Below are 19,877 nucleotides of genomic sequence, written 5' to 3' on the forward strand. Positions count from 1 at the left end.
GGTTGACGAGGTAGCTCGGTGATCGTGGTGCAGGGAGTTGAACGATGCAGGTGGGTTCGGAGCTGAGTCAGGGACGCGCGGCGATCGTGTCGGCGCGCACCGTGGTGGTGAAGATCGGCTCGTCGGCGTTGACCAGCCTCGAAGGTGGCCTCGACACCGCCCGCCTCGATCTGCTGGCCGACGCGGTCGAGGCGCGGATGCGGGCCGGTTCGGATGTGGTGGTCGTGTCCTCGGGCGCGATCGGCGCGGGACTCGCTCCGCTCGGTCTGTCGAAACGGCCCAAGGATCTCGCGACCAAGCAGGCCGCGGCCAGCGTCGGACAGCTGGCTCTCGCCCACGCGTGGGGCACATCGTTCGCCCGCTATGACCGCACCGTCGGCCAGATCCTGCTCTCCGCCGACGATTTCGCCCGCCGGGAGCATCACCGCAACGCCCAGCGCACGCTGGACCGGTTGCGGTCGCTCGGCGCGATCGCGGTGGTGAACGAGAACGACACGGTCGCCACCGAGGAGATCCGCTTCGGCGACAACGACCGGCTCGCCGCCCTGGTGGCGCACCTGGTGGGCGCCGACGCCCTGATCCTGCTGTCGGACGTGGCGGGGCTCTACGACGGCGACCCGCGTAAGGGCGCCGCCAACTTCATTCCCGAGGTGCGCAGCAGTGCCGACCTCGACGGCGTGATCGCGGGTAGCGGTGGCGCGCTCGGGACCGGCGGGATGGCCTCCAAGCTCTCCGCTGCCCGCCTCGCCGCCGATGCGGGCATTCCTGTCCTGCTGGCTTCGGCCGCTGATGCTGCGGTTGCTCTCACCGGCGGCACCGTGGGTACGGCGTTCGCTGCTCGCCCGATCCGGCTCTCCGGTCGTAAGTTCTGGGTTCGCCATGCCGCTGATCCGCGGGGCGCGGTTCTGCTCGATGCGGGGGCGGTTGATGCGGTGGCTCAACGACACTCGTTGTTGGCGGCGGGTATCACCGGGATTCGTGGTCGCTTCTTCGGGGGGGATGTGGTGGATCTGGTCAGCCCTGATGACGCGGTTGTGGCTCGGGGGGTTATCGAATACGACAGTGCCGAGCTCGTCTCTATGCTCGGCCGGTCTACGACTGATCTCCCCGACACGATGCAACGTCCGGTGATTCACGCGGACGATCTGGTGAAGGTCTGAACGGAGACCTTCGTTCGGGGTGTTCACGCGGCTGCGGGGCGTGATGACCTGGGGTTCGAGGTGGGCACTCCGACGAAAGGGCCGTGGACGTATCGCGGTCGATGATCTACCGCGGCGGGACTACTCCTGGCTGATCGGTCTCGGGCGGTGGCGCCTTGGGTGTGGCGGGCTGTGACGGGGACACGTCGGATCCGGGAACCGGGCCGGTGACGCCGGGCTGACCGCCCGGGTCGGACATGTCGGGCATGCCCGGCAGCGGAAGTGGTTGTGGCGCTTGGCGACCGGGTGGTGCCGGGGAGGCCGGTTGTTCCGAGGTCGGTGCGGGCGCTTCGGTCGGCCGCGGGGTTTCCGTGGACGGGGGCCTCGGTGCCGGTGGATTCGAATCCTGCTGTGTCGGTAGCTGATTCGGCTGCGTTGGCGGGGGAGCGGGCGCCTCGCTGGGCGAACTCGTCGGCGGAACGGTCGGGCTCTGGCTCTGTGGAGCGGGTTGTTCGGTGGACGGCACGGGCGCTTCGGTGGTGGGTGTGGGCGTTTCGGTAGGCGGCGCGGGTACGGCGGTAGGCGGCGCGGGCGCTTCGGTGGTGGGTGCGGGCGCTTCGGAGGACGGCACGGGCGCTTCGGTAGGCGGTGCGGGTGGCGCGGGCGCTTCGGTGGTGGGTGCGGGCGCTTCGGAAGACGGCACGGGCGCTTCGGTAGGCGGTGCGGGTGGCGCGGGCGGTTCGGTGGTGGGAGCGGGCGCTTCGGAAGACGGCGCGGGCGCTTCGGTAGTAGGTGCGGGCGCTTCGGAAGACGGTGCGGGCGCTTCGGTGGTGGGCGAGGGGGTCTCGGATGCCGGAGACTGTGGGGTAGAGCTCTGACCTTGGGGTGCAGGGTTTTCCGACGGTGCGGGGGCTTCGCCTGGCGTCACGGTGGCGCTGGGTGCGGGGGCTTCACCGGGCGCCGCGCCGGATTCTGGTTCCTGAGTCGATTCCGCCGAATTGCCTTGTGGTGCGGAGGGACTCGGAGTCGACCCGTTGCCCGGCGAGGGTGAACCACCTCGGCCCGACGGCGTTTCTGTCTCCCCTGGTGCGGTGGGCAGTGCTGGGACACCGGTTCCGGCAAGCGAATACGCCGGCTTGTAGATCATGTTCATCGCCAGCACAGCTTCTTGGCGTAGCGCCTCGGCCGCCATCTGCGCGTCGATCACCTGCGCACTCTCCAGCAGGCGGGCGATCGCCCCGATCGGGCCTGAACCGCCCGGCGCCACCACGGCCAGCTTCACGGCTTCGGCGGCCGCGGCGACACCGCCCAGGCGGGCGCCGACTTCGGCCATCACCGTGGCCAGTTCGTCGATAGAGGCGGCGAAGCTGCGGGTGCTCGCGGCGGCGGCATCGGCGGCGGCGCCGGACCAGCCGGTGTCGTTGATCACCCGCTCGGCGCCGGATTTGGTCAGCGGCATCGAGGTGGAGAGGGTGGCGGCGGTCTCCAGCCAGGTCATCGACGCGCCGAGAACGGCACCGGCGTCGATCTGCTGGGCGCGCGTGTAGATCTGTTCGTGCGGCATGGATTCGAAATGTTCCATCGCACTGATGTAGGTGGGGTCGGTGCTCATCCGCGCACCCGCGTATCGACGGCGCGCAGGGCGGCGGCCGCGGCGGCGTCGGCTTCCTCGTAGAGGCCCGCGCTGAGCAGGAACGCCTCTTTCATCCGGTAGGCCGCCTCGATGTAGCGATCGAGCAGTTCGGCGGCGTCGCGTGCCTTGTGCGCGAAGCCCGCCTGCAACTGCTGGGCGGAGACGAAGCCGCCGAATCCCGCTGCCTCGGCAGCGTTCTCGAGCCCCTGTCGCAGCTGGGCGAGATGCTCGGCCTGCTGTTCGTAGAGGTCGGCGCATCGGCGCGCGGCATCGGGGTCGAATGTCAGTGTCCCCGCCACGGCGGCGCTGCGGAACCGGGAGATCTCGGCTCTGCTGCTCTCGATCGTCATCGCGTCTCCCCTCCAGATGATGCGGTGGAGTCCAGGTTAGCCGGACCTTCTGCTGTGCGAACTGTGCGCCGGCACCAATCTGCGCTGCAATTGCGCGGCCAGTTGCCCAGTGGACGCGGGCACCACGTGCACGGTTTCGCCCGCTCGCAGCAGGTAGCGGCCGTCGTTGGCCACGTCGATCCAGCTGTAGTGCACCGGTGGGTTCGGCACCGGACGGTCGAGCCCGGTTTCGATGCGGATGTGGCCCTCGGCGGTGTGCGGCCTGCGTAATAGTCGCTGGATGCGGGGCACGGCGGGATGGGTCGCGAGCACAGTTTCCTCGTCGCGCACCGCCTCGGTCGCGGCCTCGCGCGCGGGTTCGCGTCCGGGTGGGGTATCGGGCAGGCAGGCGGTGACGCGCGCGCCGATCCCCGCGGTGTGCCCGATCGAAACACGCACGCTGCCACCGTAATCGGGCCGGGTACTCGGTTCCTGCCTTACCAGCACCGCATGGTCGTAGACCGCGCAGGCCAGCAGCCGGATTTCGCTGCCTGGGGTATGGGCGCCGCCGACCAGCACGATCCTGGCGTGTGGTTCGGCGATGATCCGCAGACAGGCGGCGAGGTCGGGGTCACCCCCGCGTAGTCGGTCGTCGAGTCCCGCGCGTAGCCGCGCCGCGTCGTTCTCGGTGTGCGGCGACTCGAGCACGCGCAACGGAAACGGCATGCGATCCTGACCCGATTCCCGCCAGACGTGCGCGAATTCGTCAGCGGTGAAGGTCCATCCCATTGCCGATCCCATCCTTACCGAACCAGGACGGGGACAGCCTAACCCGCGTTGTCCGATTCCGGCGTGCCGATCGAGCCTCATATCTCCGAACGGAATCTTTTCCCGCTCTGAGTACCTCAGCTGACTGTTCCGGCGGACGCTGAGGTCGGCCGACGTTTTTACGATCGCAGTCCGGGTCAGCGGCCGGACCTCTCAGTAACCGCGCGCAGTGTCGATGATCGCGTCCAACGGCTCGCCCGCGACGAACCGTGCCACATTCGCGCCGACATGATCGGCGAACGCCGCCAACCGCAACTGCGGTGGGTTCGAATCGTGCGGGGTGATGATCGCGTTCGGCAATGTCCACAGCGGGTGCCCGTCGGGCAGCGGTTCCGGGTCGGTGACGTCGAGTCCGGCGCCGCCGATCACCCCGCCGGTCAGCGCGTCCACCAGCGCGTCGGTGTCGATCAGGCTGCCACGGGCCACATTGATCACCCACGACGACGGCTTGAGCCTGGACAGTTCGTCGGCGCCGATGAGGTGGCGCGTCTGCGCCGTCGCGGGTGCCGCGACCACCACATGATCGGTGTGCGACCACACCCGCGCGAGCTGATCGGTCGGCACCGTCTCGACATCGGCGGGAATACCGGTGCCGGTCACCGGACGTCCCGACCGGTTTACCGCGATCACATGGGCGCCCAGCGGCGCCAGCATCGGGATCAGCGCGCGACCGATCCCGCCGGCACCGACGATCGTCACGGTCTTGCCGCGCAGCGATCCGACGTGCGGGAAGAACTCCCGCTGCTGCCACGACGTCGCCCGTAACTGTTCGGGCAGGTACCGCACCCCGGCCAGCAACAGCATCAGCGCGTGTTCGGCGACACTGTGCGAGAACGCCCCTGCCGCGGAGGTGAACACCACGTCCGGATGCGCGGTGAACACGCCCGCGTCGAAGAAGTCCTCGATCCCCGCGGCGGGCAACTGCGCCCAGCGCACCGACGACGGCAGGGTCGCCGGAAAATCGCTGGGTTTGCCGGTCCAGATCAGTGCGTCGGCCTCCGCCACCTCACCCACCCGAGCGCCCGCTCCGACGACCGCTTTCTCGAGCAAGCGCGGCGCCGGCTGATCCGGGGCGATCGCGATCGTGGTCGCGGATTCCTGCACAGAGACCTCCTGGGTCGATCGGCTGCCGGTGCCGCACTGCGGCTCGAGCGCTGTCCTGGGCACCGCACGCGGTACCGGACCCTGATTCTTCCTCGTCGCTGTCGACGGCGCCTCCGCACCCTCCCGGTCTCGCGAAGTGGTCCGGGACTGCTCACTGTTCGTCGAGGTCGACGAGTTCCTCGACGCCGTGCCGGTCGGCCAGTTCCAGCAGGGGCGCGATGTCGAAGACGGCGTTGTCCATGTCGGCCTGTAGGTCGCCGAGTTCGGCATAACGGGCAGGCACGGTCTGGATGGTGAAGTCGCGGGGCACGATGTCGTCGATCTCGGTCCAGCGAACCGGCGTCGACACGGTGGCCTCCGGCACGCCACGCACGGAGTAGGCGGCGGCGATGGTGTGGTCGCGCGCGTTCTGGTTGTAGTCGACGAACAGCTGCGCGGGATCGCGGTCCTTGCGCCACCAGGCCGTGGTGACATCCTCGGGCGCACGCCGTTCGATCTCCTGCGCGAACGCGAGCGCGGCCCGGCGAACCTCCTGAAACCCGTACTCCGGCGCGATCCGCACGTACACGTGCAGTCCGGACCCACCGGAGGTCTTCGGCCAGCCGACCGCGCCGAGCTCGTCGAGCACCTCGTGCACCACCCCGGCCACCCGCTGCACCCGCGACCACGGGCAGTCGGGCATCGGATCGAGGTCGATGCGCCATTCGTCGGGCGACTCGGTATCGGAGGCCCGCGAATTCCAGGGATGGAACTCCACGGTGGACATCTGCACAGCCCAGATCACCTCGGCGAGCTCGTGCACGCACAGCTCGTCGGCATGCCTGCCGTAGCGCGGAAAATACACGCGCACGGTCGGTATCCAGTCCGGCGCACCCGCAGGCACCCGCTTCTGGTGCACCTTTCCGCCCGGCAGTCCCTTGGGGAATCGGTGCAGCATGCAGGGCCGATCCCGCAGGGCGTTGACGATCCCGTCCCCGACGCTCAGGTAGTACTGCGCGAGGTCGAGCTTGGTCACGCCGAGCTCGGGAAAATACACCCGGTCGGGATTGCTGACCCGCACGGTGTGCTCACCCACCGGTAGTTCGACCGCAGGCGCCGCAGACTTGGCCACCCGCCCAACGATAGACGAGCAGGCCCGCCCCCGTGGGGGAGCGAGCCTGCGTCGGTGTGGCCGTTACCAGCGGCTGTGCTCCGTCGGCGGGGTGTAGTAGCTCTCGGCGTAGGAGTGCTCTGCCCAGCGGGACTTCGCGTCCGCGTCGCTGTCACCACCGTGTCCGGGCCACCACGCGCGCCGCCCGAGCAGCGCGGTCACCGCGGGGGTGAAGAACAGCGCCATCACGAACGCGGCGATCGCGATGCCCACCGAGATGGCGAAGCCCATCTGCGACAGGGTGCTGTTGCCCGCCAGCATCATCGAGGCGAAGGTGCCCGCCAGGATCAGTCCGGCTGCCGCGACGGTCGGCCCGGTGTGCCGCACGGCCAGCGCCGCCGCTTCGCGTGGCGTGTGCCCCTCGCGGGCTTCCTCGCGCAGCCGGGCGACCATCAGGATGTTGTAGTCGGTGCCCAGCGCGACGACGAACAGGTACATGATCACCGGCAGCGTGAAGATCAGGCCGTTCTCGCCCTGGATCTGCTGGAACACCAGCACCGTGGCACCCAAGGTCGCGGCGAAGCCGAGGAACACCGAGGCCATCAGGTACCACGGTGCGACGAGACTGCGCAGCAGCAGCGCCAGCACGAGCATGATCAGGATCGCGGCTACCGGGAAAACGATCGCGTAGTCGTGGTTCATGGCGTCCTTGAAGTCCACGAACACCGCGGTCATGCCGCCGACCGCTGCCGTGGCCCCCGCGGGCGCCGCTTGATGCGCGACCGTACGCAGCGGACCGGCCACCGTGTCGAGCGCCGCATCGGATTCCGGTGCGTCGGCGAGCGTCACCTGGAAGTCGGCGATCGTGCGGTCCGGTGACAATTGCACCTGCCCGACCTGCCCGACGCCTTCGACCTGGGTCAACGCCGTTCGGTAGGTCGTGAGCTGGTCTTCGCTCAGCGGTCCGCCGGGCGAGTGCAGCAGCACGTCGGAGGGCTGGGTGGCGCCCGCGGGCATTCCCTTGAGCAGCTCGGTGGTGAAGACCACCGACTCGGAGGCGTCGGAGGTGGAACCCGAGCTCAGATCGAAGGTCGGGTTGAAGCCGACCGCGAACACCCCGAGCGCCACCAGCACTCCGCCGGAGGCGACAGCGAATACGCCCGGCCGCCTGCCCATCGCCGCGCCGATCGCGCCGAACCGCGCGCCTCTCGGTTCGACCTGCCATGCCTTCGAGGGCCAGAACACCTTGGTGCCCAGCAGGGAGACGATCGCGGGTACCAGCGTGAGACCGGCCAGCAGCGCCACCGCGACGGCGATCGCCAGCGCGGGGCCCATCGCCCGGAACATGCCGAGGCTCGACAGGGTCAGCGCCATGAACGCGATGATCACGGCGGCTGCCGCCGAGGTGATGGCCTCACCGACGCGGGCCACGGCGTTGATCATCGCGGTCTTGGGATCGTCGCCCGCTCGCAGCCGTTCCCGGTAGCGGAACATCAGGAACAGGATGTAGTCGGTGCCGACGCCGAACAGTACGACCAGCAGGATGGCGCTGATCGAGGTGTCGATATCGAGGTCGAATGCCTTGGCCGCCATGGCGATCAGGCCGCTGACCGTGCTCGAGATCGCGCCGATGGTGATCACCGGCAGCAAGGCGATGACCGGGCTGCGGAAGATGATCAGCAGCAGCACCAGGATCAGCACGATCGTGGCGATGCCGATGATCGCCATGCCCTTCTCGCCCTCCTCGGTCTGATCGAGGGTCTGTGCCGCGGTGCCGGTGATGCCTGCCTTCAACCCGGTGTCACGCACCTGTTCCTTCAGCTGTTCGCGCAGGCTCTTCACCGCCTCGCCCTGCGTCTTGTCGGCGGCGTCGGTGAGCTTGGTCATCTGCACCGCGACGACCTGAACCAGGCGATTCTCCGACGGTGGTGTCACCTGAATGCCGGTGACCCCCTTGATATTGCGTGCAGTCAACGCTGCCGCTGCCGCGTCGACCGTAGTCGAGTCGTCGTCGGTGAGCGCCGCGCCGTCCGCGCGGACCATCACGATGAGCGCGGCGGGCGCGGAATGGTGCGGAAATGCCTGCTCCTGCAACTTCATCGCCTGGATCGACTCGTAATGCGAAGGCAGGAACTCGGATTGGTCGGTCGTCGCGGTGAGCGTCGGCGCCGTCGACAACACGGCGACGATCGCGAGCACCCACAGCCCGATCACTTTCCAGGGATGGTGGACGACGACGCGTCCCAGTCTGGCGAACATAGTGGTAGGTCCTTTCCCGGCCCGGCTGGTCAGATGTCGAGGTCGTGGTTGCGCGGGTGCTGGACGCGGTCGACGATCATCAGGTGCACCTTCGGGGAGACCAGTGGGCGCACAGCGTCGAGCGAATCGACGACCTCGGTGGTGTAGTCGCCCCAGCTCTGCTCGCCCTTGCCGAGGATCGAGCGCCAGTTCTTCCAGTCCACGGTCCAGTCGCCGAGCTCGTTGTAGTCCGACCATGCGGAGGTCTGCTTGTGCACCAGGAAGTTGCCCTTGCGGGTCAGGTAGACCCGGACTGTTTCGATGGCCTTGCGGGTTACCCGGCGTGACCGGCCGACCTCGCGGCCGGTGAAGCGCTGGGTGCGGCCGCCACCTGGACCGACCTTGACGAGCACCGGGGCGAACCCGTCGTTGTCGGTGTTCGGCTCGGTGGTGTCTACGGCAGTGTCGTATGCGGGTTCGATGGTCATCGATTGCTCCGATTTGATAAGGCAGTGCGCATGTGGGCATGGGTATACGAGCGGCGTGCCCTGCGTTCCGGGCCGTCGTCGTGGGTCTGTGTTCAGTTGTGCGGTAGCGGTACTCGTTCCGTCCGACTCACTATAAGTAGATGTATACGTATAGGGCAAGAGGCAAAAAAAGTCCGCACGGATCGACTCCGTGCGGACCGCTCCGTGCGGGGCGAGCTACAGCTCGTACACGCCGAACGCCCGATTCTGGATGCACATCGGCATCACGTGGACCCGGTCGGTCCATTCGAATCTCGCTGCCGCCTCGACGGTTTCGCGTTCGGCGACGCACACGCTCGCGGTGCCCGGCATCGTCAACGGATTGAGCACCGCCAGGGGGATACCGGCGTGGACGCCGCTGTAGAGCCCGCCGCTGAAGCACAGCGGCGTGATGGCGATGCCGCGGATCGCGCTCTCACGGTCGGCGGCGGCCTGGGCGCCGGGGACGCCGGCGCAGTCGAGCGGGTTCTCGTTCGACGCCTGGGCGGGAACGGTCAAGAGGGTGAATCCGGCCGCACAGCCCGCGGCAACGGCCATCAGGGTTCGAGCAAATGTGGTCCTGGTCATAGGCGCATTCAAGCACTGGTGGTGATGGGTGCCCACAATCGGGGCGGCGTGTTGGGCTGTGTTTTCGGCGCGCCGGGGCACACGTGTTCGCGGTTCCGAGGGGCGACCCGGCCGCCCCTCGGGGTCGGGGAGCTCGGGCTGGGTCAGGTCGGGGTAGCCAGGGCGAAGGGGAGGACGGCGTCGGCGCCGCTGGTGCGCAGGGCATGGGCGGCGACGGTCATGGTCCAGCCGGTGTCGGTGAGGGTGTCGACGAGCAGGATCGGTCCGTCGACCCCGGAGAGGTCGGGGATCTCCCAGGAGTCGAACAGCCCGGCGACCCGATGGGCGGAGTTCGCCGCCGAGACCGGGGGACGGTCGGGTCTGGTGCGGAGGGTGCCGAGGTTGTCGAGTCGGCCGATCTGGGCCAGGCGTTCGGCGAGACTGGCGGTGAGCTGGGGATATCGGGGGGATTCGAGAGCCAGCACCAAGGTGGGACGGGTGGTCCAGGTCCAGTCACGCAGTACCGCGACGCAGGCGTCGAAGACCGCGTCGGGGACCGGTGCGTCGGTGGCGTCGAGCAGGGCGCGCAGCCGCATTCCCCAGCCCAGGTCGGTGAGTCGGCCGAGGACACGGCCGGTCTCGGCACCGCCGGAGATCTTGCCCGACAACGGGATTCCCAATTTCGCCATGCCGCTGGGCCACTGTTTGCGGGGGGCGAGGTCGAGGCCGGGACGGTCGAGGCGGGCTCGGGTCGCGGCGATCGCGGCGTCGTCGACGGTGGTGTCGGCACGGGTGCCGGTGCAGTTGTCGCAGCGGCCGCAATCCAGCTGCGCTGTCGCGAGCCCGCCCAGACCGGGGTCGTCGAGTTGGCGGCGCAGGAAGGTCATCCGGCACGACGCCGTCGACTGATAATCGATCATCGCCTGTTGTTCGGCGTCGCGTGCCGCGGCCAGGCCCTCGTAGCGCTCGGTGTCGTAGGTCCAGTCCTGGCCGGTCGAGAGCCACCCGCCGCGCACCCGGCGCACGGCGCCGTCGACGTCGAGCACCTTCAGCACCATCTCGAGACGCGATCGGTTCAGCTCGACGAGCGGTTCGAGCGCCACCGTCGACATCGCCCGGTCGGTGTCCAGCGCGGCGAGCACCGAGCGCACGATGTGTTCACGCGGGAAGGCGACGGAGGCGAAGTAGCTCCAGATCCGCGCGTCCTCGGGGCCGGGCAGCAGGACCACCTCGGCGCGTTCGGTACCGCGCCCCGCGCGACCGACCTGCTGGTAGTAGGCGATCGGCGAGGACGGCGCACCGACGTGCACGACGAATCCGAGATCCGGCTTGTCGAAACCCATGCCCAGTGCCGACGTCGCGATCAACGCCTTCACCTCGTTGTTCAGTAGCGCGGCCTCGAGCACCTCGCGTTCGGCCGGGTCGGTCTGGCCGGTATAGGCGGCGACGGTGTGGCCGTGTGAATTCAGCAGGTCGGCCAGATCGTTGGCCGCCGCGACCGTGAGGCAGTAGATGATGCCCGAGCCCGGCATCCGATGTAGCTGTTCGCCGAGCCACGCCGTGCGCTGCACCGCGTCGTCGAACCGCACCACCGACAGGTGCAGTGATTCGCGATCCAAAGTGCCGCGCAGCACCAACGTATCGGTGCCGATCTGTCCGGCCACGTCGGTGACCACCCGGTCGTTGGCGGTCGCGGTGGTCGCCAGGACCGGCACCTCCGACCCGAGGTCGGCGATCAACGTGCGGATGCGGCGGTAGTCGGGCCGGAAATCGTGGCCCCAGTCCGATACACAATGCGCTTCGTCGATGACGACCAGCCCGGCGTCGGCAGCAAGGCGCGGCAGCACATGATCGCGAAAGTCGGGGTTGTTCAACCGTTCCGGGCTCACCAGCAGCACGTCGACCGCACCGTCGGCCACCTGCTGATGGATCTCGTCCCACTCGGTGACGTTGCCCGAGTTGATCGTGGCCGCCACCACCCCGGCGCGCTCGGCGGCCGCCACCTGGTTGCGCATCAACGCCAGCAACGGCGACACGATCACCGTCGGCCCACGCCCCGCTCCGCGCAGCAACTTGGCCGCGATGAAGTACACCGCCGACTTACCCCACCCGGTCCGTTGCACGACCAGCGCCCGCCTGCGCTGCACCACCAGCGCTTCGATCGCGATCCACTGATCTTCCCGCAGCCGCGCATCGGGTCCGGCGAGCTCACGAAGCAGCTGTTCGGCTCGTTCGCGCAGGTCAGGAGCCGTCAGGTCGAGCACATCGTTGCCTGCGGGTGAGGTCATGCGCCTATCGTGCCGTACACCTCCGACAGGTTCGATGGGCAACACAGATAGCCGACCATGAATCAGCCCTTCACGCACAGCACCTGCCGCAGCGTCGCCACCACCTCGACCAGATCGGCCTGTGCCGCGATCACCTGATCGATGTCCTTGTACGCGGCCGGGATCTCATCGACCACGCCCGCGTCCTTACGCGATTCCACACCCTCGGTCTGCGCGACCAGATCCGCGACCGTGAACTGCCGCTTGGCCGCCGACCGGCTCAACCGCCGCCCCGCACCGTGCGAGGCCGACTGGAACGACGCCGGATTCCCCTTGCCCCGCACCACATACGACCGCGTCCCCATCGAACCCGGAATCAACGCGAGTTCACCGGATCCGGCCCGCACCGCGCCCTTACGGGTCACCAGCATCGGCTCACCGTCGATGATCTCCTCGGCCACATAGTTGTGATGGCAGGAAATGGGCTCGTCGAAACGCACCTCGCGCCCGGCGAATTCATCGCGCACCGCACGGCACACCAGCGACAGCATCACCGCACGATTACGCGCGGCGTATTCCTGCGCCCAGGTGAGGTCGCGCCGGTAAGCGTCCATTTCCGCTGTCCCGGAGACGAAGACGGCCAGATCGCGATCCGGCAGCGACTGGTTGTGCGGCAGCGCGCGGGCCACCGCCATGTGCCGCTCGGCGAGCTCCTTGCCGATATTGCGCGAACCGGAGTGCAGCAGAATCCAGACGGCATCGTCCTGGTCGAGGCAGACCTCGATGAAGTGATTGCCCGACCCGAGCGATCCGATCTGCTTGTGCGCCTTGGACTCCAGCTGGGAGACCCCGGGATGCAGCTCGCCGAACGAACGCCAGAACCGCTCCCAGCTGTTGGCCCGCAACGCGGCCTGCCCATGCGACGCCGCGAACTCCGCACCCAGCTTCGTGACGTTCACCGCGTCCTTGTGCGCCTGGAAGCCGACCGGTACCGCGCTCTCGATCCGGCTGCGCAACGAGCGCAGGTCATCCGGCAGGTCGGCGGCGGTGAGATCGGTCTTCACGCTCTCCATCCCGCATCCGATATCCACCCCGACCGCGGCAGGCGCCACCGCATCACGCATCGCGATCACGGACCCGACCGTCGCCCCTTTGCCCAGGTGCACATCGGGCATCACGCGCAGTCCGTGCACCCATTCCAGGTTCGCGATATTGCGAAGCTGGCGCAGCGCTGACTGCTCGATCTCGTGCTCGTCGGCCCACATGAGCGTCTGCGCTCGCGTACCGCGCAGCTCGACGGGAAACATGGTCGGTCCTCTCCTTGATGAAGGACCAACGGTAGGGATGGGGTGGAGGCGGCGCACCTGATTTTCGCCGCGCCCGACAGGTCAGTCGGCGGTGAGGGCCGCCGCGATCCGGTCGCTTCCGGGGATCGCCGAGCTCGCGCCGAGCCGGGTGGTCGTCAGAGCTCCGGCGGTGTTCGCCCAGTTCAGCGCGGTAGACACGCCCTGATTCCAGGTTGCGACCAGTGCGCCGGTGAACGCGTCGCCCGCGCCCGTCGTGTCGAGGACGTCGACGGTGCGACCGCCGACGGATCGCTCGTTTCCGTCGGCGTCGCGATAAACGGCGCCGTCCCCACCGAGCGTGCGCACGAGATGCGCGACGTGCGTCAGCTCGTCCGAATACTGCTCGGACTCCAGGGAATTCACGATCGCGACATCGACGGCCGCCCATAATTCGTCGGGCAGCGGCTGAACCGGGGACGGATTGAGCGCGACGACGGTGCCCGACGCGCGGGCGTGCTGTGCCGCGGCGAGCACCGTGTGGATCGGAATCTCCAACTGGCACAACAGGATGTCGGCACGCGCGATCGCGGCGAGTTCGGCTGCCGTCAGATCGGTTACCCGCCCGTTGGCCCCCGCCACCACGATGATGCTGTTCTCGCCTGCCTCGTCGACCACGATCGAGGCGATCCCGCTGGCGCCGTCGACCCTGCGGAGCAAAGTGATGTCGACGCCGGCCCCCGACAACGTGGCCGCCAGGTCCGTCCCGAACGCGTCGTCGCCGATCGCCCCGAGAAATCGCACCCGCGCCCCGGATCGCGCGGCCGCGATCGCCTGGTTCGCCCCCTTACCGCCGGGCACGGTCGCGAAGTCGCTCCCGAGCACCGTCTCACCTGGCGCGGGCCTGCGTGGGACCGTCGTGACCAGGTCCATATTGACGCTGCCGAGCACGACGACGGTCGGCGAACCGGTGCGATCCATGACGCCGAATCTAGCGGCGACGGCGTTGCTGTGGACAACTTTGTCGACGGCGTCGCCGAACCTGTGCACAACTCGGTCCCGGTGCCGGTCGGAGGGCTATTCCGGGTCCCGGGTGGCGTCGAGCGCGCGAGGCGGCCTGCGTAGGCTGATATCCATGACGGTAGAAGTGACCCCCGAGCTGGACATCCGCGCAGCGGTGCACGACGCCGCCCGCAGGGCTCGCGTCGCGTCCCGTGTGCTGGCTCAGCTGACCACGGCGCAGAAGAACGACGCCCTGCACGCGGCGGCCGACGCCCTGCTCGCCGCCGCCGATCGCGTACTCGCGGCCAACGCCGAGGACATCGCGACCGCGCAGGCCGCCGGTACCGAGGAGAATCTGCTCGATCGGCTGCGGCTCACCAAGGCCCGCATCGACGGCATCGCCTCGGGGCTGCGGCAGGTCGCCACTCTGCCCGACCCGGTGGGTGTCATCGTGCGCGGTTCCACGCTGCCCAACGGCCTCGAGATCCGCCAGACCCGCGTCCCCCTCGGTGTGGTCGGCATGGTCTACGAGGCGCGGCCCAATGTCACCGTCGACGCGTTCGGTCTCGCTCTCAAATCGGGCAACGCGGCGCTGCTGCGCGGGTCGTCCTCGGCGGCGAACTCCAATGCCGCACTGGTCGAGGTCTTGCGCGAGGCCCTTGTCGCCCAGGATGTTCCGGCCGACGCCGTGCAACTGCTGCCGAGCAACGACCGCTCCAGCGTCACCCACCTGATCCAGGCCCGCGGCCTCGTCGACGTGGTGATCCCGCGCGGCGGTGCGGGCCTGATCAACGCCGTCGTCCGCGACGCGCAGGTGCCCACCATCGAGACCGGCACCGGCAACTGCCACGTCTACGTGCACTCGGCCGCCGATCTGGACATGGCCGAGGCCATCGTGCTCAATGCCAAGACCCGCCGACCCAGCGTCTGCAACGCCGCCGAGACCGTACTCATCGACGCCGCCGTCGCCGAGACCGCGCTGCCGCGGCTCAGCAAGGCGCTCGACGACGCGGGCGTCACCATCCACGGCGACCTGCCCGGCCAGGTCCCGGCCACCGACGCCGACTGGGGTGAGGAGTACCTCACCCTCGATATCGCGCTGAAGGTGGTCGACGACCTCGATGCCGCCGTCGACCACATCAACACCTGGGGGACCGGCCACACCGAGGCCATCGTCACCGCCGATCTGGCCGCCGCTCGCGAGTTCACGGCCCGCGTGGACGCCGCCGCGGTGATGGTGAACGCGTCCACCGCGTTCACCGACGGTGAGCAGTTCGGGTTCGGCGCCGAGATCGGCATCTCCACCCAGAAACTGCACGCCCGCGGCCCGATGGCACTGCCCGAACTCACCTCCACGAAGTGGATCGTGTGGGGCGACGGCCAGACTCGGCCGGTGTGATCGTGACTCTCGTACAGGAACCGATCTTCACGTCGGTAGACGATGTCATCTCCCGCCTCGCCACCACCGGCTACCTGGCCGACAAAGCAACGGCCACTTCGGTCTTCCTTGCCGACCGGCTGGGCAAACCGCTGCTCATCGAGGGCCCGGCCGGTGTCGGCAAGACCGAACTCTCGCGGGCGGTATCCCAGGTCGCCGATGCCGAACTGGTCCGCCTGCAGTGCTACGAAGGCGTCGACGAGGCTCGCGCGCTCTACGAGTGGAATCACGCCAAGCAGATCCTGCGGATCCAGGCGTCGAGTGAAAATGATTGGGCCGAAACCAAAGCCGACGTCTTCACCGAGGAGTTCCTGCTCTCGCGCCCGTTGCTCACCGCCATCCGCCGCACCGAGCCGACGGTGCTGCTGATCGACGAGACCGACAAGGCCGACGTCGAGATCGAGGGTCTGCTGCTCGAAGTGCTCAGCGATTTCGCGGTGACCGTGCCCGAGCTGGGCACCATCACCGCCACGCGCAAGCCGTTCGTGGTGCTCACCTCGAACGCCACCAGGGAACTGTCGGAGGCGCTCAAACGCCGCTGCCTGTACCTGCACCTCGACTTCCCCGACGAAGATCTCGAGCGCCGCATCCTGGCCAGCCGTGTGCCGGAACTCCCGAGCACCGTGGCCGAGCAACTGGTGCGGGTCGTGCACGTGTTGCGCGGTATGCAACTCAAGAAGCTGCCCTCGGTCGCCGAAACGATCGACTGGGGCAACACCTTGCTCGCGTTGGGCGCCGCCGACCTCGACGACGCGACCGTGCGCGCCACGCTCGGCGTGGTGCTCAAGCACCGCAGCGATCACCAGCGCGCGCTGGCCGAGCTGAAACTGGCCTGATCGTGACCGCGCCAGCACCCCACGGAATCGGCGGCCACGTCGCCGGTTTCGTCGGTGCGCTCCGTGCCCGTGGCGTGCCGGTGGGACCCTCGGAAACCGTCGATGCGGGCCGGGTACTGACCGTGCTGGATCTGCTCGATCGCGAAGCGGTGCGCGAAGGGCTGGCCTGTGCGCTGCTGCGCAGGCCTACCCACCGCGCCACCTTCGACGGCCTGTTCGATCTGTGGTTCCCCGTTGCCGTGGGTGATCGCACCGCTGAGACTCCGGACCTGCCACGCACCCCCGACGGCCAGATCGACCTGGCCGCCCTCCGTGAGCAGCTCGCCGAAATGCTCGCCGCCGACGGCGGTGGCGAGCAGTTGCAGATGCTGGCCGGACAGGTGGTCGAACAGCTGGGGCAGTACCAGTCCGCGCGTGGACCGTCGTTCTCCGCGTACCAGGCTCTCAAAGATCTCGCGCCCCAGTCGTTGCTGGCCAAGGTGCTCGCGGGTCTCGCTCTGCCGCCGGACGCGAGCGAGCGCGACACCGAGGTTGCCCGCCGCGTCGCACGGGAACGCATCGCGGGGTTTCGGGCCAGCGTGGAAGCCGAGACCAATCGGCGCGTGGCAGAGCAGATCGGGCGCGAACGCGTCGCGACCTACGGTGTCGCGCGCCAGGCCGAGGACGCCGACTTCCTGCGCGCGTCCGAACGCGAGCTCACCGAACTGCGGCGCGGCACCCAGCGACTGGCTCGGATCCTGGCCTCCCGGCTGGCGGTGCGGCGCAAACGAGCGCGGCGCGGCGAAATCGATCTGCGCAAGACCCTGCGTGCCTCGATGTCCACCGGCGGGGTGCCGATCGATCTGGTGAACCGCAAGCCGCGCCCCGGTCGACCGGAACTGGTGCTGCTGTGCGATATCTCGGGCTCGGTGGCCGGGTTCAGCAACTTCACACTGCTGCTGGTGAGCGCGCTGCGGGAGCAGTTCTCCCGGGTGCGGATCTTCGCGTTCGTCGACCGCACCGATGAGGTGACGAGCTTCTTCGAGCCGTACGCGGGTCTCGACGATGTGATGACCCGGATCTTCACCGAGTCGCGCATCATCGACGCCGACGGGCACTCCGACTACGGCTACGCGCTGACCAGCTTCGCCGAGAACTTCGGTGAGGCCGTCACCAGCCGCAGCTCGCTGCTGGTTCTCGGCGACGGCCGCACCAACTACCGCAACCCGCAGCTGGATACCCTGCGCGAACTGGTCGGCACCGCCCGGCACGCGCACTGGCTGAATCCGGAACCCCAGAACCTCTGGGGGACAGGCGATTCAGCGGCACGCGACTACGGTTCGGTGATCGAGATGCACGAATGCCGATCAGCTCGGCAGCTGACCGAGGTGGTCTCCCGACTGTTGCCCGTCTGAAGGAGCTGACGATGAGTGTCGACGTCCTGGCTTACTGCCTGGCCAAACCGGGCGCCTGGGAGGACGAGCCGTGGGAGGGCGACACCGTCGCCAAGGTCGGCGACAAAGTCTTCGCGTTCCTCGGCGCGGGCACGTCGATCGGGCTCAAGTGCGGGCGTGACCGCACCGAAGCCGACGAGCTGGTCGACATCTACCCCGATGACGTCACCGTGTCGGCCTACATCGGCCGCTACGGCTGGAACAGCATCCGCGTCGGCGGCGCGGTGCCGGACGACGAACTACGCGAACTGATCGACGCCTCCTACGACGCGGTCGTCGCCAAGCTCCCGAAGTCGAAGCGCCCCACCGCCTGAGTACTTCAGCCGACGTTAAGCGGCTCACATGGCACGGCTACCAAGATCACGCCCATGCTGGCAGGGGCGTCGCGCGACGACGAGCGATCCGATCGACGGATATCGGATGCAGTGGTGGTTCTGCCGGGCTGTGCGCTCGCGCGGTCGGCGAGCTCCGCCCGGTGAACGATGCGTTCGCGAACGAGAACGATTCGCTTCGAGAAGAAGAACCTCACCTTCCGCCTGCCGGTGGCCTCGAGGTGGGTTCGGTCGGCGCAGGGCAGGCCACGGTGCTCGCGGCAGGTTCGTTCGGTGCGGATGCCGGTCCGCTGGCGCCGGGTTCAGGGGCTCGGGCGGCGCGGCGACTGGCCGGTATCGCCGCCGCTCGGCTGGCAGACGCTCCCGCGGCAGCGGAGGAGCAGCTGCGTCGGGCGCTGGTTGTCGGCGCGGGTGAGCTGGCCGGGCGCGAACTCGCCGCGATGCGCACGCAGCTGGTGACCGCGGTCGCCGCCCAGCCGGGCCGTGACCGCGACGTAGCCCGCGCCGCCGCCTCGGCCGCTGCCTGTTGGCAGCCGATCTCGTGTGCGGACGCGGTCCACCTGTGGCTGGTCGCGGGTCGTGCCTGGCATCGTGCGGGTCGGCACGGCGAAGCGGTGGTCGCCTTCGACCGCCCACTGCTCACCGGCCCTGTCGGCTACCCACCTGCCGAGCTCGCGCTGGTACGTGCCCAGTTCGCCGAATCGCTGAACCACGTCGGTCGCTACCGCCAGGCCGCCTGGCAGTTCACCGAGGCGGCACGGCTGATCGGCGGTATGCCCTCGTTGCGCCGCCGCCATGCCGATCTGGTCTGGTCGGCCGCGGTCGCCCGGGAGTGCTGTGGACAGGAGACCGAGGCGCTCGGCGGCTACCTGCGCGCCGCGGGCCTGTGGGGCGAACAGGACAAGATCGTGCCGCGGGCCCGCTGCCTGCGTGCCGCCGCCTGGTTGCAACTGCGCGGACCGCAGGGGCGTGTGCGTGGGCCTTGGTGGGTAACGATCGACGTGTTGTTGACCGAGTTGGACCGCCGGGTAGCCGCCGAGCCGGCCGCACACCTCGTCGAGGAGCTGAAACGCACCCGTGCCCAGTTCGCGCAGATGTGCGCGCAGGCGTCGGGACCTCGCGAGCGTCGCGATGGCGCGGAGTAGTCCGGTCCGCCTCGATCTCATGGGCCGGATTAAGCTCAGACCTCATGCACGAAACAGCTCGGCCGCGCCGCAAGCTCGGCGTCATGGGCGGCACCTTCGACCCGATCCACCACGGCCACCTGGTCGCGGCGAGCGAGGTCGCGAACCGGTTCGAGCTCGACGAAGTGATCTTCGTGCCGACCGGCCAGCCGTGGCAGAAGGTCAACAAGCAGGTCAGCCCCGCCGAGGATCGCTATTTGATGACGGTCATCGCCACCGCGTCCAACCCGAGGTTTTCCGTCAGCCGGGCCGACATCGAACGCAACAAGGTCACCTACACGGTGGACACCCTGCGCGAGATGCAAAACGCGCATCCCGACGCGGAGCTGTACTTCATCACCGGTGCGGACGCGCTGGCCAACATCCTGACATGGCAGGATTGGACCGAACTGTTCGAACTGGCGAAGTTCGTCGGGGTGAGCCGACCGGGTTACGAACTGAACACCGATCATCTCGAGGAGCATTTGCGGGACCTTCCCGCCGACGCCGTGACGATGGTCGAGATCCCCGCGCTGGCCATCTCGTCGAGCGAATGCCGCCGCCGCGCCGCGGAGGGTCGGCCGGTCTGGTACCTCGTCCCCGACGGCGTGGTGCAGTACATATCGAAGCGGCACCTCTACGTGCCCGCAGGAACGGAAGGTAGCTGACGTTGAGCCACATGAGCGAGG

General features: G+C 68.6%; 18 protein-coding genes. 7 read left to right on the plus strand and 11 right to left on the minus strand.

From position 1 onward, the window contains the following. Nucleotides 1-44: 44 nt before the first annotated feature. Nucleotides 45-1,160 (plus strand): glutamate 5-kinase, encoded by a 1,116-nt coding sequence (proB, locus tag ACWFRF_RS24545; protein WP_378993746.1) that lies wholly within the window; start codon nucleotides 45-47, stop codon nucleotides 1,158-1,160. Between the two features lie 106 nt (nucleotides 1,161-1,266). Here proB and ACWFRF_RS24550 read toward each other — a convergent pair whose 3' ends face one another. The 11 genes from ACWFRF_RS24550 to ACWFRF_RS24600 all read right to left on the minus strand — a co-directional run bounded on the left by ACWFRF_RS24550 (nucleotide 1,267) and on the right by ACWFRF_RS24600 (nucleotide 13,965). Further along, nucleotides 1,267-2,751: a hypothetical protein gene (locus ACWFRF_RS24550; protein ID WP_452452420.1), complete on the minus strand. Its 1,485-nt coding sequence runs from the start codon at nucleotides 2,749-2,751 to the stop codon at nucleotides 1,267-1,269. Then, entirely contained in the window at nucleotides 2,748-3,122 is a 375-nt protein-coding gene (locus ACWFRF_RS24555; protein WP_387447698.1) for a hypothetical protein, read from the minus strand. The genes ACWFRF_RS24550 and ACWFRF_RS24555 overlap by 4 nt, the downstream gene beginning before the upstream one ends. 36 nt (nucleotides 3,123-3,158) lie before the next feature. Continuing rightward, on the minus strand, nucleotides 3,159-3,890 hold the full coding sequence (locus ACWFRF_RS24560; protein ID WP_378993752.1) for an ESX secretion-associated protein EspG: 732 nt from the start codon (nucleotides 3,888-3,890) through the stop codon (nucleotides 3,159-3,161). A gap of 192 nt (nucleotides 3,891-4,082) precedes the next feature. Continuing rightward, nucleotides 4,083-5,033: a D-isomer specific 2-hydroxyacid dehydrogenase family protein gene (locus ACWFRF_RS24565; protein WP_378993754.1), complete on the minus strand. Its 951-nt coding sequence runs from the start codon at nucleotides 5,031-5,033 to the stop codon at nucleotides 4,083-4,085. 151 nt (nucleotides 5,034-5,184) lie between these two features. Continuing rightward, on the minus strand, nucleotides 5,185-6,144 hold the full coding sequence (gene ligD / locus ACWFRF_RS24570; protein WP_387447700.1) for a non-homologous end-joining DNA ligase: 960 nt from the start codon (nucleotides 6,142-6,144) through the stop codon (nucleotides 5,185-5,187). 63 nt (nucleotides 6,145-6,207) lie between these two features. Continuing rightward, nucleotides 6,208-8,382 (minus strand): MMPL family transporter, encoded by a 2,175-nt coding sequence (locus ACWFRF_RS24575; protein WP_452452422.1) that lies wholly within the window; start codon nucleotides 8,380-8,382, stop codon nucleotides 6,208-6,210. Between the two features lie 29 nt (nucleotides 8,383-8,411). Beyond that, nucleotides 8,412-8,849 (minus strand): EXLDI protein, encoded by a 438-nt coding sequence (locus ACWFRF_RS24580; RefSeq protein WP_379315609.1) that lies wholly within the window; start codon nucleotides 8,847-8,849, stop codon nucleotides 8,412-8,414. 216 nt (nucleotides 8,850-9,065) lie between these two features. Beyond that, nucleotides 9,066-9,455, minus strand: a complete 390-nt coding sequence (locus ACWFRF_RS24585; protein ID WP_378637387.1) for a hypothetical protein — start codon at nucleotides 9,453-9,455, stop codon at nucleotides 9,066-9,068. A 143-nt stretch (nucleotides 9,456-9,598) separates the two neighbouring features. Beyond that, nucleotides 9,599-11,722, minus strand: coding sequence for a RecQ family ATP-dependent DNA helicase (locus ACWFRF_RS24590; RefSeq protein WP_452452424.1), 2,124 nt, complete (start codon nucleotides 11,720-11,722; stop codon nucleotides 9,599-9,601). 62 nt (nucleotides 11,723-11,784) lie between these two features. Further along, complete coding sequence (locus tag ACWFRF_RS24595; RefSeq protein WP_452452426.1) at nucleotides 11,785-13,008, minus strand: RtcB family protein; 1,224 nt, start codon at nucleotides 13,006-13,008, stop codon at nucleotides 11,785-11,787. Nucleotides 13,009-13,089: 81 nt separating this feature from the next. Next, nucleotides 13,090-13,965 carry a ribokinase gene (locus ACWFRF_RS24600; protein WP_452452428.1) on the minus strand — a complete coding sequence of 292 codons (876 nt, stop codon included), beginning with the start codon at nucleotides 13,963-13,965 and terminating at the stop codon, nucleotides 13,090-13,092. A 154-nt stretch (nucleotides 13,966-14,119) separates the two neighbouring features. Between ACWFRF_RS24600 and ACWFRF_RS24605 the strand changes: the two genes are divergently transcribed. The 6 genes from ACWFRF_RS24605 (at nucleotide 14,120) to nadD (ending at nucleotide 19,856) form a co-directional block, all read left to right on the plus strand. After that, complete coding sequence (locus ACWFRF_RS24605; RefSeq protein WP_378993768.1) at nucleotides 14,120-15,385, plus strand: glutamate-5-semialdehyde dehydrogenase; 1,266 nt, start codon at nucleotides 14,120-14,122, stop codon at nucleotides 15,383-15,385. Further along, nucleotides 15,382-16,260: an AAA family ATPase gene (locus tag ACWFRF_RS24610; RefSeq protein WP_452452430.1), complete on the plus strand. Its 879-nt coding sequence runs from the start codon at nucleotides 15,382-15,384 to the stop codon at nucleotides 16,258-16,260. The genes ACWFRF_RS24605 and ACWFRF_RS24610 overlap by 4 nt, the downstream gene beginning before the upstream one ends. After that, nucleotides 16,257-17,654, plus strand: coding sequence for a vWA domain-containing protein (locus tag ACWFRF_RS24615; RefSeq protein WP_452452609.1), 1,398 nt, complete (start codon nucleotides 16,257-16,259; stop codon nucleotides 17,652-17,654). The genes ACWFRF_RS24610 and ACWFRF_RS24615 overlap by 4 nt, the downstream gene beginning before the upstream one ends. Nucleotides 17,655-17,665: 11 nt before the next feature. Next, nucleotides 17,666-18,007 carry an MmcQ/YjbR family DNA-binding protein gene (locus ACWFRF_RS24620; RefSeq protein ID WP_358071889.1) on the plus strand — a complete coding sequence of 114 codons (342 nt, stop codon included), beginning with the start codon at nucleotides 17,666-17,668 and terminating at the stop codon, nucleotides 18,005-18,007. Nucleotides 18,008-18,246: 239 nt separating this feature from the next. Beyond that, nucleotides 18,247-19,170: a hypothetical protein gene (locus ACWFRF_RS24625; RefSeq protein ID WP_379315040.1), complete on the plus strand. Its 924-nt coding sequence runs from the start codon at nucleotides 18,247-18,249 to the stop codon at nucleotides 19,168-19,170. Nucleotides 19,171-19,214: 44 nt separating this feature from the next. Continuing rightward, the gene (gene nadD / locus ACWFRF_RS24630; protein WP_101463962.1) at nucleotides 19,215-19,856 is read left to right on the plus strand and encodes a nicotinate-nucleotide adenylyltransferase; all 642 of its coding nucleotides are present in this window, start codon (nucleotides 19,215-19,217) and stop codon (nucleotides 19,854-19,856) included. Nucleotides 19,857-19,877: the final 21 nt, after the last annotated feature.

This window comes from Nocardia sp. NPDC055165 (genome assembly GCF_053606985.1).

Excerpts from the sequence above, each read along its gene's own strand:
- proB (WP_378993746.1), top strand. The coding sequence starts at position 45 with ATGCAGGTGGGTTCGGAGCTGAGTCAGGGACGCGCGGCGATCGTGTCG.
- ACWFRF_RS24550 (WP_452452420.1), bottom strand. The coding sequence starts at position 2,751 with ATGAGCACCGACCCCACCTACATCAGTGCGATGGAACATTTCGAATCC.
- ACWFRF_RS24555 (WP_387447698.1), bottom strand. The coding sequence starts at position 3,122 with ATGACGATCGAGAGCAGCAGAGCCGAGATCTCCCGGTTCCGCAGCGCC.
- ACWFRF_RS24560 (WP_378993752.1), bottom strand. The coding sequence starts at position 3,890 with ATGGGATGGACCTTCACCGCTGACGAATTCGCGCACGTCTGGCGGGAA.
- ACWFRF_RS24575 (WP_452452422.1), bottom strand. The coding sequence starts at position 8,382 with ATGTTCGCCAGACTGGGACGCGTCGTCGTCCACCATCCCTGGAAAGTG.
- ACWFRF_RS24580 (WP_379315609.1), bottom strand. The coding sequence starts at position 8,849 with ATGACCATCGAACCCGCATACGACACTGCCGTAGACACCACCGAGCCG.
- ACWFRF_RS24585 (WP_378637387.1), bottom strand. The coding sequence starts at position 9,455 with ATGACCAGGACCACATTTGCTCGAACCCTGATGGCCGTTGCCGCGGGC.
- ACWFRF_RS24590 (WP_452452424.1), bottom strand. The coding sequence starts at position 11,722 with ATGACCTCACCCGCAGGCAACGATGTGCTCGACCTGACGGCTCCTGAC.
- ACWFRF_RS24595 (WP_452452426.1), bottom strand. The coding sequence starts at position 13,008 with ATGTTTCCCGTCGAGCTGCGCGGTACGCGAGCGCAGACGCTCATGTGG.
- ACWFRF_RS24600 (WP_452452428.1), bottom strand. The coding sequence starts at position 13,965 with ATGGATCGCACCGGTTCGCCGACCGTCGTCGTGCTCGGCAGCGTCAAT.
- ACWFRF_RS24605 (WP_378993768.1), top strand. The coding sequence starts at position 14,120 with ATGACGGTAGAAGTGACCCCCGAGCTGGACATCCGCGCAGCGGTGCAC.
- ACWFRF_RS24620 (WP_358071889.1), top strand. The coding sequence starts at position 17,666 with ATGAGTGTCGACGTCCTGGCTTACTGCCTGGCCAAACCGGGCGCCTGG.
- nadD (WP_101463962.1), top strand. The coding sequence starts at position 19,215 with ATGCACGAAACAGCTCGGCCGCGCCGCAAGCTCGGCGTCATGGGCGGC.